The organism is Nocardia sp. NPDC005745 (assembly GCF_040630775.1).
Lineage (GTDB): Bacteria > Actinomycetota > Actinomycetes > Mycobacteriales > Mycobacteriaceae > Nocardia.
Window position 1 is genome coordinate 1 of the sequence record NZ_JBEXYF010000009.1, and the last position, 13690, is coordinate 13690.

The following is a 13690-nucleotide window of genomic DNA, read 5'->3' on the forward strand; positions in this document are numbered from 1 at the left end:
CGGCGTCTCCGCCTCGCTTCGGCTCCGGGTCGGTGTCCGTGTCGCTCTGACTTGGATAAAGTTACGCGGCGGAAAACGCTACGTCAAATCGCCTGGACAATCTAGCGTTTCCGCAGGTCAGGAGCATGGGATCGCAGTGATGACCGGCTTGAATCACACGAATGTGATTCAAGCCACCGCGATCTTCATGCACCTGCCCGCAGAACCCCCGCGAGGTTCTTCTTCCCGCGCCGCAGGACGAGCCAGCGTCCGTGCAGGTAGTCGGCATCCGCCGGGGTCCACTCGATATCGGAGATCTTCACGTTGTTCACCGAGGCGCCGCCTTCGTTCACCGCGCGGCGCGCGGCGCCGCGGCTTTCGGAGAGGCCGGTGGCGACGAGCAGATCCACGATGGTGCTCGGCTCGCCGGCTTTGATCTGCGCGACCTCACCGTCGACCGCCGCTTCGCGCAGGGCCGCGCCGAGCGTGGCCTCGTCGAGCTCGCGGAGTTCACCGCGACCGAACAACGCTTGGCTGGCCAGCTGCACCGCACGGGTATGAGCCTCCCCGTGTACCAGGGTCGTCATCTCGGCGGCGAGCCTGCGCTGCGCTTCCCTGGCATGCGGTCGCTCTGCGGTCGCCCGCTCGAGTTCATCGAGTTCCTCGCGGGACAGGAAGGTGAACCAGCGCAGGTACCGCACCACGTCGGCGTCGGCCGTGTTCACGAAGTACTGGTACCAGGCGTAGGGGCTGGTCATCTCGGGATCGAGCCACAGGCTGCCGCCGCCGGTGGACTTGCCGAACTTCTTGCCGTCCGCGGAGGTCACCAGCGGAACGGTCAGGGCGTGCACGGACGCACCGTCCACCCGGCGGTTGAGTTCGACGCCCGCGATGATGTTGCCCCACTGGTCGGAGCCGCCCACCTGCAGCGTGCAGCCGAAGTCGCGGCGTAACTGCACGTAGTCGTTGGCCTGCAGGAGCATGTAGCTGAACTCGGTGTAGGAGATGCCCTCGCCGTCCAGCCGCCGCTTGATCGTGTCGCGCGCCAGCATGACGTTCACCGAGAAGTGCTTGCCGATGTCGCGCAGGAAGTCGACCGCGGACAGCCGCCCGGTCCACTCCATATTGTCGACGACGACCGCACCGGTCGGCGAGTCGTCCAGGTCGACGAAGCGCTCCAGCTGGGAGCGGATCCGCTCGGCCCAGCTCGCCACGGTGTCGGTGGAATTCATGGTCCGCTCGCCGACGTCGCGCGGGTCACCGATCAGCCCCGTCGCGCCGCCGGCCAGCACGATGGGGCGATGTCCGGCGCGCTGGAAACGCTTCAGGGCGAGCAACGGCACCAGGTGTCCCGCGTGCAAGCTGGCTGCGGTGGGATCGAAGCCTGCGTACAGGGTCAGCGGCCCGGCGGCCGCCGCCGCGCGCAGGGCATCCAGATCGGTGGACTGCGCGATCAGTCCGCGCCAGGTCAGTTCGTCGATGATGTCGCCGCTCACGTTGTCCTATCTTTCCGCACCGGATCCGGGGCTTCGTGCGCACCTCGGTGTCGTGGCGCGGCACGGCGTGAGTCGAACGATTTTGCTGCGCACCGACGACCCTGCCGCGCACCGCGACAGGGTTTCCCGCACCGCGACGATGCCGTCGCGCCGCTGGTAGGCGATCCAGGCGAACACCGCGGCCAGTACCAGCGGGAACGGCGCCAAGGCCGGGGCGGCCAGAAATCATCGCCGCGGCGAAGACTTCCGCAGAGTGCTCAGGCCGATTTCTCGGTGGGCAGTGGAGCACGCGGGCTGCGTCGGTAGACCGATACCGCCCGTGAAGCCGGAAGCCAGAAACGCCATGGCAGGTCCGCCGCGCTGCTGACCCCGACCCGCGGACCGCTGGCGATCTCGGCGTCCGCGATCGGATCGTGCAACTCGAGCCGAATCGGTGACGCCGGATCGAACAGCGGGGTTCCGTAGTCGCTCAAGGTGATTCCCAGCGCGCTGCCGAGGTTGCCCGGGCCGCGGGCCGAGTCGAGGTCGCTTCGAGCTCCGGGGCGCCGTTCGCGCACCGTCTCCAGCCCCTCGACGACCTCGCCGGAGCGGATCAGCGCGGCGCTGGCGACCCCATCCGGGCCGCTCGTCACGTTGATGCAGGTGTGCATGCCGTAGCTGAGGTAGACGTACAGCACACCGGCGGGACCGAACATCACATCGTTGCGCTTGGTCCGGCCGCGCCCGGAATGCGATGCCGGATCCGGCCATGGCCCGGCCGGGTCTCCTCCGTAGGCCTCGACTTCGACTATCCGGACACCGACCGAGCCCGACCACAGGGTCGCCCCGAGCAGACGCCGGGCGGCAGCGGGTGGTTCGACGGCGAGTTCCTCGACAGACTGGGCACACACAGCCGCCATTGTCCTCGACTGGTGCGACACGGGTTCGCCCAGCCGCTCGGCGACCGTACCGCCCTCGGCGCGGGCGATCGCGCGGGTAGAAGCAACGCCGAGTGCGCGGCACGCGTTCGCGCGCGCAGGCCGGGGCACCCGGCTACGAGCCGAAAACGCAAGTCCGCCCGAGGGAAGCCGGGCGGACGGCGACCACGGCACTCAGAAGTACGTACTGTGCTCGCCGGACCGCAGCGTGAGCAGGTCGTCGGCGATGACCGCCGCGTAGCCCACGACGACGATCGCGACCAGTTGGGCCCACGACACCCAGAAGATGCCGATCGGCGTTGTAGCCGCCACCGCGAGCGCCGCGAGCAAGCGAGCCCATGGGCGCGGCAGCCGCAGGGTCAGGCGGAAGAAGAACTGGCCGAGGAAATACAGCGCGACGCCGCCGGAGAGCGCGGCGGCCACGGCGACCGAGGTCGCTTCGTCGCCGTGGGCGACGCTCATCTGAATGCCCGCCGCGGCCACGATGACGCCGATCAGCAGCGGGTACAGGGAGTAGCCGTAGGCCAGCAGGGCGGGCCGGGAACGTTCCCGGTCCGGCACCGCGGCCAGCGCGTGCTCGCCACGTTCGTCGTCGACGCCGAAATACGCCCACCACAGGACGTAGGCCAGGGCGAGGCCGAGGCCCACGGTGGCGATCAATTGCGGGGTGATCTTCTCTCCGGCCAGCCCGGCGCCGACGGCGACGATGGATTCGCCGATCGCGACGATCACGACCAGCCCGTGCCGCTCGCAGAAGTGGCGCGCTCGGATCACGAAGTCGCGTGTGTCGACCAGATAGGGGCTGATCACCTGCACCGTGAACGCTGCGGTCCAGCAGGCGTACTGCATCCAGCCGTGCACGAATCCGCCTGCCAGTACGAGCGCGGCGGCCAGGGCGTTGAGCGGCGCGAGCCTGCGGATCGCGTCCGCCGCCGATGCCCCGCCCGCGGAGGCGAACAGCGCGGTGTGAACGGCGGTGACCAGGACGTATCCGAAGCCGAACGCGATGCCGGTGCCGTGGAACGCATCCGGGATCGCCAAGGCGAGGACGAAGAACGCGAACATGCCCACCAGCAGCCAGGTCCGCCTGCTGGAACTGTTCGGCGCGACCTCGTTGGTGAGCCAGACGTAGCCGGAATACATCCACCAGACCAGTCCGAACAGCAGCGCGACCTGGACGAGCGCCTGGAAGCCCGGATGATGCGTATAGACGTGCGAGAGCTGGGTGATGGTGAGGACGAAGACGAGATCGAAGAACAGTTCGAGCGTCGAGGCCCGCAGCTGCCCGCCGTCGGCGGACAGGGCGCTCTGGTTGGTCACGGCTGGAGCCTAGAACGACCGCCGTCACCCCAGCGTGTCGGTGCCCATGGAGAGGCCCTTCAGCTTGTACGGGTTGACCTGGAACCGGAGGTTCTGGATCCGTCCGTCGGCGATGTCGTAGGTGAACACGGCCACCGGATTCCCATCGATGAGTGCCAGCGCGCCGAGTTCACCGTTGATGTGCGCGGGTTCGAGCACGAATCCGGCGACGATCGGCTTGGCCAGCACGCCGAGTATCCAGCGCGCCACGTGGTCGGGCCCGTACAACGGCCGGCGCGCCGCGGTGACCACGCCGCCGCCGTCCGACCACGAGGTGACATCCGGGGCGAGCAGGTCCATCAGCGCGTTGAGGTCGCCGCCGGAACACGCGGCCATGAACCGGGCGGTGACATGGTCGCGCTCGGCCTTGTCGGTGTCGAAACGCGGTCGGCGGGATTGCACATGCCGCTTGGCGCGATGCGCGATCTGCCGGATCGCGGCCTCCGGCCGGTCCAGGGTCTCGGCGATCTCGGCGTGCGTGTAGCCGAAGACCTCGCGCAGCAAGAAGACCGCGCGTTCGACGGGACCGAGTGTTTCCAGGACCACCAGCATGGCCGTCGATACGGTGTCGGCCAATTCGGTCTCCTCGGCGACGTTCGGTGAGGTGAGCAACGGCTCGGGAAGCCAGGGCCCGACATAACTCTCGCGAGTGGCCCTGGCCGAGGTGAGCCGGTTGAGCGACAGGTTGGTGACCGCCCGAACCAGGTAGGACTTGGGGTGACGCACCGTGGAGTGGTCGGTCTCGTTCCACTTCAGCCAGGCGTCTTGGAGGACGTCCTCCGCGTCGGTGACGGTGCCGAGCATCCGGTACGCGGTGGTGAACAACAGACGCCGGTGCTCGAGAAAAGGGTCCTGCTCGGATGTCGGGTCGGCCATGGCTAGATTCTCCTGGTTGCCCGGCCACCTTTGGACAGGGTGACCGACACCGTCATCCGCTTGCTCAGCGTGAAGACCGGCACCGGGCTGCTGCTGACGGCCTCCTTGTAGCGGACGGCGGCGCGTCCGGTCAGGTAGCCGCGGCGCGGACGGTCGTTGGCCTCGGTGAACTGGATGACCGCGTCCTTGCGCCCGAGGCTGACCGGCTGGTGGAAATAACCGAAGCGGAACGGCCGCACCCGCTTGCCGCGCAGCTGCCGCGCGATGACGTCCGCGGTGTAGGCGGCGGTCGGCATCCCGCTCTGGCAGGTGCCGTGGATCCGCCCCCACGCCTGGCGGACCGCGGCGGCGTCGCCGATGGCGTGGATCGTCGGGTGCGACACCGACTTCAGGGTCGGGTCGACCACGATCAACCCGTGCGGGTCGGTCTCGATCCCGGCCTGCGCGGCCAGTGGGGAGACGCGGACACCGGCCGTCCACAGCGTCAGGTCGGTGTGCACGAGTTCGCCGCCGGCCAGTTCGACCGCGTCGGGCAGCACCTTCACCACGGCCCGGCCGGTCTGCCGGGTGACTCCGAGCCGATCGAGTGCCCGATTCAGGTAGGCGCGGGCCTTCGTGCCCATCATGGCGCCGGGCTCCCCGCTGCTGATCAGGGTGACGCGCGCGCCGGGATGGCTCTCGGCGATCTCGGCCGCCGCCTCGATGCCGGTCAAGCCGCCACCGCAGACCGCGACCGTGCCGCCGCGCGCCGCCACCTCGGCGAGGCGATGGCCGAATCGGTGTGCGGTGGCGGGGTTGTCCAGGGTCCACGCATGGTCGGCGGCGCCGGGCACGATGCTCGTGTCGGCGGTGCTGCCCAGCGCGTAGATCAACTCGTCATAGGGAAGGTGAGTGGCGCCGTCGACGGTGACCTCTCGAGCCATCGGGTCGATGGCCGTGGCCCAGCCCTGGACGAAGGCGACGCCGGTGCCTTCCAGCAGCGCGGGGATCCGGTGGTCGGCCAGCTCTTGGCCCGCGGCCACCTGGTGCATGCGCAGGCGCTCGGTGAATCGCGCCGAGGGGTTGACCAGCGTGATCCGGACGTCCAGCGCACGGGTGCGCCGGGCCAGCCGCACGGCGGCCAGCATGCCGGTGTAGCCGCCGCCGAGGATGACGATCCGATGTGCGGTGTTCATGACAGTGCTCCAATGGTCGGGTCACCGAGGCAGTGTTGGCGGATGGTGACGACCATGGGACAGCTGAACGGTCCGGAACGTGACACCCCACGGTGTGTTCCGAGTCACATTCGACGGGCGCGGGCGGCCGAGCGAATCCCGCGCGCACCCTGAGGCCGCGGCACGGGTATCAGGGGCGGGATCGGGGAGGAAATCGGGACGCTTCCGGATGTGTTGTGGCACCGCGGATTTCTACCGTCGGTCCATGTCTTCGGATTCCCGGCCGCGCAGGCGGTTGTTCCTCGTTCTCGGCTGCCTCGCGGCATTGCCGGTCCTGGTCCTCGGTGGTGTCGCATGGGTGTACGCCGGGGCGGACGTATCCACCGTTGACAAGACGGAATTCCGCAACGAACTGGCCGTACCCGCGCTGGCTCCGTCGCGGGTCGGCGCCGACGGCACGCGCACGTTCGAACTCGACATGCGCGCCGGGCAACGGGAGCTCCTTCCCGGCCGGGCCACGCCGACCTGGGGGTTCAACGGCGACTACCTCGGTCCGACACTGCGGGCGCGGCGCGGGGAGAAGGTGGCGGTGACCGTGCGCAACACCCTGCCGGAGGCCTCCACCGTGCACTGGCACGGCATGCACCTGCCCGCCGCGCTGGATGGCGGCCCGCACCAGATGGGGGCGCCCGGCGCCGCTTGGACGCCGCGGTGGACCGTCGATCAACCCGCCGCGACGCTGTGGTACCACCCGCATCCGCACGGCGCGACCGAAACTCACGTGCGCCGCGGGTTGGCGGGCATGTTCCTGCTCGACGACGACGTGTCCACCTCCCTGGCGCTCCCCTCCACCTACGGCGTGGACGATCTCCCGGTGATCGTGCAGGACGTGAAGTTCAACGGCGCGGCACTCGACTCCTCGCACGGAATGTTCCGCGATGTCGGTTTCCTCGGCGACCGGACCATGGTCAACGGCACGCTCGCGCCGTACCGGAACGTCGGCGACGAACTGGTGCGGCTGCGCCTGCTCAACGCCTCCACCGCGCGGATCTACACCTTCGAATTCTCCGACGGGCGACCGTTCGCGCTCGTCGCCACCGACGGCGGCTTCACCGAACGGCCGAGCACCCAGGATCGGCTGCGGCTGTCGCCGGGTGAACGCGCCGAGATCGTGGTGCGGATGCGACCTGGCGAGCGCACCGTATTGCGCTCCGGCGAACTCGACGCCGGACTCGATTTCTGGACACAGCGTTTCGCCGGGGGTGACGACACCTTCGACATCCTGGAACTGCGCGCGGCCGAGACGCTGCGGCCGTCACCGGAGCTGCCCGCGGCCCTGGCCGCTCCCAGCACCCCGGACGGCGGCGATTCGGTCCGGGAACGGAATTTCGACCTGAACCTCGCCGGGATCAACGGCACCCCGATGGACATGGACCGGATCGATTTCGCGGTGACGCGCGGCACCACGGAGACGTGGGTGGTGCGCAACGGCGACGGCATGCCGCACAACTTCCACATCCACGACGTGCGATTCCGCGTGCTCGCGGTGGACGACGGCCCGCCACCGGCGGCGCTGACCGGCCCGAAGGACACCGTCTTCCTGCCACCGGGCAGCACGGTGCGATTGGCCATGCGCTTCGACGGCCCGGCCGATCCGGACGCGCCCTACATGTACCACTGCCACCTGCTCTGGCACGAAGACCTCGGAATGATGGGCCAGTTCGTCGTCGTGAACCCGGGCCAGGCACCGGGGACCCCGCCGACGCACCACGGCCACTGACGCCTCGACCGACCCTCTTGCCTGTTCAGTGCGAGCGCGCTAAATTCATCGCATAGTGAATTCAACACTCGATGAATTGAGGCGACCGTGTCGCAAGCCATCCCATCCCCCGCCGTCGAGGTACGGAACCTGCGGGTCCGTCGCGGCGGCCGCGAAGTACTGCACGACGTCTCGCTGACCATCCCGCGCGGCTCGATCACCGGGCTGCTCGGCCCGTCGGGATGCGGTAAGACCACGCTGATGCGCAGCATCGTCGGCACGCAGATCATCGAATCGGGCGATGTCTGCGCGCTCGGACGCCCGGCGGGTTCCGCGGCGCTGCGCCACCTGATCGGCTACGTCACCCAGGCGCCGAGCATCTACAACGACATCAGCGTCCGCGAGAACGTCGCGTACTTCGCCGCGCTCTACGGCCGTGATCGCGCCGACGTCGACGACGCCATCACGGCGGTCGGTCTGACCGATCACGCCCACCAGCGCGGCGACGAGCTCTCCGGCGGGCAGAAGACACGCGCGTCACTGGCGTGCGCGCTGGTCGCCCAGCCCGATCTGCTGGTTCTGGACGAACCGACCGTCGGCCTCGATCCCGTGCTGCGGGTCGAACTGTGGAAGCAGTTCCACGAACTGGCCTCGAACGGCACGACGCTGCTGGTGTCCAGCCATGTCATGGACGAGGCCGAGCACTGCGACCGGCTGTTGCTGATGCGCGAGGGGCAGTTGCTCGCCGAGCTCAGCCCCGACGAACTGCGCGCGCAGACCGGCGAGCAGAACCTGGAGACCGCCTTCCTCACCCTGATCACGATGGGACAGAACGCATGACCGCCATCATGGAAGCCGCGCCCCGGCGTACGCCGACGCTGCGCCCCTACGCCGCTACCACCGGCCGCATCCTGCGTCAGCTGCGCAACGACCACCGCACCGTCGCCATGATCCTGGTGGTCCCCGCGCTGCTGATGGCGCTGCTGTATTTCATCTACAAGGACACTCCGACCAACCCGCTGAATCCCGTCTCGCTGTTCGACCGGGTCGGCATCAGCATGCTCGGCATCCTGCCGTTCATCGTGATGTTCCTGATCACCGCGATCGCCATGCAACGCGAACGCACCTCGGGCACGCTGGAGCGGCTGCTGTCGACGCCGCTGTCGAAACTCGACCTGCTCGCCGGTTACGGCACCGCGTTCTCGCTGGCCGCGGCCGCGCAGGCCGTCGTCGCCTGCCTGGTCTCCTTCGGGCTGCTCGGGCTCGACGCGGCGGGCAGTCCGAGCTGGGTGGTCCTGATCGCGGTGGTCGACGCGGTGTGCGGGGTGGCGCTGGGACTGCTGGCAAGCGCGTTCGCGCGCACCGAATTCCAGGCCGTACAGTTCATGCCGGTCGTGGTCGCGCCGCAGATCTTCCTGTGCGGCCTGCTCGTCCCCCGCGGCCAGCTGCCCGATTGGCTGGAGGTGATCAGCAACGTGATGCCGTTGAGCTACGCGGTCGACGCGCTGCAGCAGGTTTCGACGCATCCGGAGGTCACCGGCCAGATGTGGCGTGATCTTGCCATTGTCGCCGGGTTCGCGATCGTCGCGCTGTGCCTGGGCGCTGCCACGCTACGACGGCGGACCACGTGACGGCAGGCAACGGCTCCGGCGGCGCCGAGCGGCCTACCCGCTCGGGCCGCCGACCGGGGCAATCGGGCGCCCGCGAGGCCATCCTCGCGGCCGCCCGCGCGCGTTTCGCCGACGCGGGCTTCGACAAGACCTCGGTGCGCGCGGTCGCCACCGACGCGGGGGTGGATCCGGCCCTCGTGCATCACTACTTCGGCACCAAGCAGCAACTTTTCGCCGCGGTGGTGGAATTCCCGGTGAATCCCGAGGCGACACTGCGCATCATCGATGCCGCGCCGCTGGATCGCTTGGGCGAGACCATCATTCGCGCGGTGGTAGGGGTGTGGGACTCCCCCGCGGGGACCGGCGTCGTCGCCGTGGTGCGCAGCATCCTGGCCGGCAGCGACGACCCCTCACTGGCCAGAAGATTCCTGTTGGAGGTGGTGCTGGAGCGCGTCCGCCTGCGCATCGCCACCCCGGAGGACGACGGCCGGGTCCGGATCGGCCTGGTCGCGTCGCAGATGATCGGTGTGCTGGTGGGCCGCAAGATCGTCGGGGTCGAACCGCTGGCCTCGATGCCCGTGGCCGACCTGGTCACCGCGGTGGGCCCGACGCTGCAGCGCTATCTCACCGGAGACATCGGCGGGGAACCGGCGTCCCGATGACCGCGGCGATCACCGGGGCACGCCGGAGCCGTCACTCCACGACTTCGACGACGTCACCGGGCCAGAGGTATTCGTAGAACGCCTTGGCTCCCTCGTGGGTCATCCGGACGCAGCCGTGCGACTTCTTCTCGATCGGGCCGACGTGGAAGGCGATGTCGCCGTTGAAGAAGGTCGCGTACGGCATCGGAGCGTTGTGCATGGTGCTCCAGTGGAATTCCTTCTTGAACGACACATGGAAGACTCCTGGCGGCGTCTCGTACCCCGGCATCCCGTGCGAGATCGGCGTGGGCCCGTAGACCACCTTGCCCTCGTCCATCAGCCAGGCTTCGTCGGTGGACAGCCGCATGCACGCGCGGGCCGCCGTGGAGCACGGCGCGACGGGCGGCGGGGGCGGAATCAGCGCGGGCATACCGGGGATGTCCGGGCCGCCCGGCCAGAGTGGTTCGGCCTGGGCGGGCACCGCCATGGCGAATGCCGCCGCCGCGACTCCGCAGGCGATCGCGCATCGAGCCGTCCAGTTACGTAAACGCGAAGCGCTCATTACGTTCCCGACCTCTCTCCCATACGCCACCTGTGCCGCTCATCAGGTCGGCCGCAGCGCCCCTTCGCTGGAGCGCGTTGACCGTCGCGAAGTGCAAATGATCATGGCGGACCCGGCTCCAAACGGTCAATGGCCGCAAAACGACCGTGACGCATCCGTTGCCCGGCGGCGGGCGAGTCGTGAGAAGGGAGGTCGGCGGGTCAGGCGTCGGGCTGGGCGGTGAACGCGTCGTGCTCGGCGTCGGTGACGTCCCTTGCCTCGTCGACGAGCAGGACCGGGATGCCGTTCTCGATCGGGTATGCCCGGCGCAGGCGCGGGTTGTAGAGCAGCGCGCTGCCGTCGGCGGCGCGGACCAGCCGCAGCGGGCCCTTGTCCTGCGGGCAGGCCAGCAGGCTCAGCAGTGTGGCGTCCAAAGTGGTGTGCTCAGGCATACGAGGAACCTACCTGCCTGCCGTGCCGGACCGGGAACCGTCCGCGTCGAGTGTGGGCGCGCGGCGGAACGAGATGTGGCGATGCCCGAAGAAGCTGGCGCCCGCCACCAGCGTCATCACGGCGACCGCCGACGGAATGCTGGGCAGGTGCAGCAGCGACACCCCCAGCTGGAGCAGCACCATATTCAGCACCAGCCCGCCGGAGTTCACCGCGACGAACGCGGCGAAATCCCGCATCAGCCGCCCGCGCACCCGGAACACCAGGGTGCGGTGCAGGACGAACGCGACGACCACGCTGATGCTGTAGGCCAGGGCGGGCGCGAGCGCGGCGGGCGCCCGGTTGCCGAGCACCGCCAGCCACATCACCGTCAGCGCCATGCCCAGACCCGTGTTCACCACACCGACGACGGCGAACGCGATCTCCTGGCGACGCACCAAACGCAGCAGCGGGCCGGGGTCGGTGGGGAGTTCCGTGGCACGCGGAAGCGGGGCATCCGCCTCGACGGGCGGTGGTGTGCTCGTCGCGGCCGGGGCATCGAAGCGTCGCACCTCCGATGCCGCCCCCGCTCCGTCCCCCGCGCCCGCGCTCATCGGGCGGCGTCGGCCAAGTCGGTTTCCGGTGTCACAGCGACATCGGGTGCGGACGGCTCGCCGCTCTCGCCGTTCGGCAGGTCGAGCCGCCGCCTGCTACGCAGGTACACCCACTCCAGCAGACCGAGGCCGAGCAGCCCGAGCAGTACCGCGGCGACGCCGATCCACCAGCCCGGCGGCTGCCAGGACAACTCCAGCTCACCGGAGGCGCCGGGCGGGAGATCGACGGCCACGAAGGTTTTCCCTACCAGCGTGGTGGGGATCTCCCGGCCGTCGAGCGTCGCCCGGTAACCGGGCCACCCGAGCCGGGCGAACACGATCCGCCCGCCGTCCGGGGAACTCACCCGCACCCGGCTGGTCGTATCCGATTCCCCGATCGATGTGGCCGTCACGCCCTTGGCGGCCGCCACCCGGCCGTCGCGGGTAGAGATCAGACCGTCGGTGCGCTCCAGGACCGAGATGTACTTCTCGTGCCCCGGATAGTCGACCCATTTCCAGCCGGGGGGCGCGGGCTGGTCGCGCGCGTCCGGGTACAAGGCGCGATGCAGCACCACCCGGTCCACCTTCATCAGGTCGACGATGGTCCGGCCGGTGGTCGGCTCGGTCGCGAACGCGCGGCGGTAGGCATCGGGGCAGACACTGGTGTCCCAGCGCATGCACAACGTCTCGCCGAACCAGTAGTGCCCGTTGGGGGTGTATCCGCTGACGTAGGTCAGCTCGAGATCCTTCGCGTAGTTGCCGAAGACCAGCGAGCCGTACGCCCCGGAGAGGTTCCGTTCCGACGGCGGGATGAGCATACGGTCCGCGAGTTGCAGCGTGGTGCCGGGGAAATCCGGGAACGCGGCCTTCATCTCCGACCGCTTCTCCGGCAGATTCCACCCCATCGGAGTCGGTTGCGCGTCCCACACCTGCAGATACGCGATCGGGAACACCGAAACGACGATCAGCGCGCACGCGGCGGCCGCGCCACGGCTGCGACCGAGCCATACCGCGACGGCGCCGAGCGCCGCCACACCGAGCGCCGCGATGACATGCCTGATCACCTCGTGGGGTGCGGCCGAGAAGGAGCGCACCCACAGCAGACCGATCAGCACCGCGGCCGCGATTCCGCGCCGCCGCCAGTCCTGAACGGTCGCGAAGCGGCCGAGCAGCACGCATACGAGCACCAGCAGGCCGAGCGCGACCATCGGCAGCACACGGACGGGCCAGCGCAACGGGCCGATGGCGCCGGGACCGGCCGTCCACATCAGCGCCATCACCGCGAACAGGGCGGGCGCGACGAATTCGCGCGCCGAGCCGAGCGCCCTGCGCCAATCGACGAAGGCCAGCGCCGGAACGAGGAACCACGCGATGTAGACCACCGGCATCGGCTGCACGTAGCCCCACCAGGAATTGAACGCGGGCAATGTGCTGGGCAGGCTGGCGTTCAGCGACTCCGACCACGGCACCGTGAGGAACTGGTCGTTGTTGATCTGCGCGGTGCCGCGCCAGGTCACCTTCGCCGACAGCATGCTCGGCAGGTAGGTCGCCGATCCGGCCACCGCGGCACACGCCGCGACCGTGAGCAGGCGCAGCGACGGGCGCCACGCCTTCTGATGGACGAGTTCGCCGATCGCGACGGCACCCACCATCAGACCGGCCTCCACCGCGGGGAAGACGTATTGCACCGAAATGGCCAGATACAAGAAGACGAAGGTGGGAATCGGCCCGCTGCGCCCGCGGGCGTAGCGCACCCCGGAGGCCCACGCGTGCGCCATCCATGCCGTGCCGGTGAACGCGGTCATCCAGCTGGCCTCGTCGAAGAACAGCAGCCACCCGCTGAACGGTATGGCGACGCCCGCCACCGCCGCCCACGGCGCCTTCGCTCCGTAGGCCAGGCAGATCCGGTAGACGCCGAGCGCGAGGATGATCGCGAAGATCAGTTTCACCACGGTGGCGTACAGCGCGAGGTTGTCCACCGAGGGCGCGATCAGGTCGATCAGCAGCTGCGGCGGATTCAGCAGCCCGGCTTCTTCGATGGTGTAGTTGCCCGCCATCCAGTGCTCGGGCACGAGTGCCGGGAACCGTCCTTCGCGGAGGTATCGCCCCAGCATCACCCACAGCGGCGCGTACTGCGATTCGGTGTCGTCGGTATAGAAGTGCCGGACGTTGGCGACTAGAACCGCACCGTATCCCGCGATCACCCCGAGCGCCGTGATGACGCCCCATGTGCGGACTTCTCGCGAAGAAATGGTGCTACGTTCGGCCACGAGTCCCAGACCCTACCCGCACCTGTCCGCCCGTCCGGCAAGCCAGTGCCGGGATGCGATCCGCGA

General features: G+C 69.1%; 13 protein-coding genes. 4 read left to right on the forward strand and 9 right to left on the reverse strand.

What is annotated here, in order from left to right:
• Nucleotides 1–185 precede the first annotated feature (185 nt).
• From tyrS to ABZ420_RS11785, 5 genes are all read right to left on the reverse strand, one after another.
• Complete coding sequence (gene tyrS, locus ABZ420_RS11765; RefSeq protein ID WP_357120538.1) at nucleotides 186–1475, reverse strand: tyrosine--tRNA ligase; 1290 nt, start codon at nucleotides 1473–1475, stop codon at nucleotides 186–188.
• Between the two features lie 257 nt (nucleotides 1476–1732).
• On the reverse strand, nucleotides 1733–2374 hold the full coding sequence (locus tag ABZ420_RS11770; protein WP_357120541.1) for a DNA-3-methyladenine glycosylase: 642 nt from the start codon (nucleotides 2372–2374) through the stop codon (nucleotides 1733–1735).
• Nucleotides 2375–2566: 192 nt separating this feature from the next.
• Nucleotides 2567–3712, reverse strand: a complete 1146-nt coding sequence (locus ABZ420_RS11775; RefSeq protein WP_357120543.1) for a low temperature requirement protein A — start codon at nucleotides 3710–3712, stop codon at nucleotides 2567–2569.
• Between the two features lie 24 nt (nucleotides 3713–3736).
• Complete coding sequence (locus tag ABZ420_RS11780) at nucleotides 3737–4627, reverse strand: RNA polymerase sigma-70 factor (protein WP_357120546.1); 891 nt, start codon at nucleotides 4625–4627, stop codon at nucleotides 3737–3739.
• Between the two features lie 2 nt (nucleotides 4628–4629).
• Nucleotides 4630–5802 carry an FAD-dependent oxidoreductase gene (locus ABZ420_RS11785; protein WP_357120549.1) on the reverse strand — a complete coding sequence of 391 codons (1173 nt, stop codon included), beginning with the start codon at nucleotides 5800–5802 and terminating at the stop codon, nucleotides 4630–4632.
• A gap of 244 nt (nucleotides 5803–6046) precedes the next feature.
• On the opposite strand from ABZ420_RS11785, the gene ABZ420_RS11790 reads away from it, so the two are divergent.
• The 4 genes from ABZ420_RS11790 (at nucleotide 6047) to ABZ420_RS11805 (ending at nucleotide 9812) form a co-directional block, all read left to right on the forward strand.
• Nucleotides 6047–7561 (forward strand): multicopper oxidase domain-containing protein, encoded by a 1515-nt coding sequence (locus ABZ420_RS11790; RefSeq protein ID WP_357120552.1) that lies wholly within the window; start codon nucleotides 6047–6049, stop codon nucleotides 7559–7561.
• 87 nt (nucleotides 7562–7648) lie between these two features.
• Nucleotides 7649–8380: an ABC transporter ATP-binding protein gene (locus tag ABZ420_RS11795; protein ID WP_357120555.1), complete on the forward strand. Its 732-nt coding sequence runs from the start codon at nucleotides 7649–7651 to the stop codon at nucleotides 8378–8380.
• Nucleotides 8377–9171, forward strand: coding sequence for an ABC transporter permease (locus ABZ420_RS11800; RefSeq protein ID WP_357120558.1), 795 nt, complete (start codon nucleotides 8377–8379; stop codon nucleotides 9169–9171). The genes ABZ420_RS11795 and ABZ420_RS11800 overlap by 4 nt, the downstream gene beginning before the upstream one ends.
• Nucleotides 9168–9812, forward strand: coding sequence for a TetR family transcriptional regulator (locus ABZ420_RS11805; RefSeq protein ID WP_357120561.1), 645 nt, complete (start codon nucleotides 9168–9170; stop codon nucleotides 9810–9812). The genes ABZ420_RS11800 and ABZ420_RS11805 overlap by 4 nt, the downstream gene beginning before the upstream one ends.
• Nucleotides 9813–9843: 31 nt before the next feature.
• On the opposite strand, the gene ABZ420_RS11810 is transcribed toward ABZ420_RS11805, so the two are convergent.
• The 4 genes from ABZ420_RS11810 to ABZ420_RS11825 form a co-directional block, all read right to left on the reverse strand.
• Entirely contained in the window at nucleotides 9844–10353 is a 510-nt protein-coding gene (locus ABZ420_RS11810) for a L,D-transpeptidase (protein WP_051175090.1), read from the reverse strand.
• Nucleotides 10354–10553: 200 nt separating this feature from the next.
• Nucleotides 10554–10784, reverse strand: coding sequence for a Trm112 family protein (locus ABZ420_RS11815; RefSeq protein ID WP_040866139.1), 231 nt, complete (start codon nucleotides 10782–10784; stop codon nucleotides 10554–10556).
• 9 nt (nucleotides 10785–10793) lie between these two features.
• Nucleotides 10794–11333, reverse strand: a complete 540-nt coding sequence (locus tag ABZ420_RS11820; protein ID WP_357120564.1) for a GtrA family protein — start codon at nucleotides 11331–11333, stop codon at nucleotides 10794–10796.
• A gap of 38 nt (nucleotides 11334–11371) precedes the next feature.
• Entirely contained in the window at nucleotides 11372–13624 is a 2253-nt protein-coding gene (locus ABZ420_RS11825; protein ID WP_357120567.1) for a hypothetical protein, read from the reverse strand.
• Nucleotides 13625–13690: the final 66 nt, after the last annotated feature.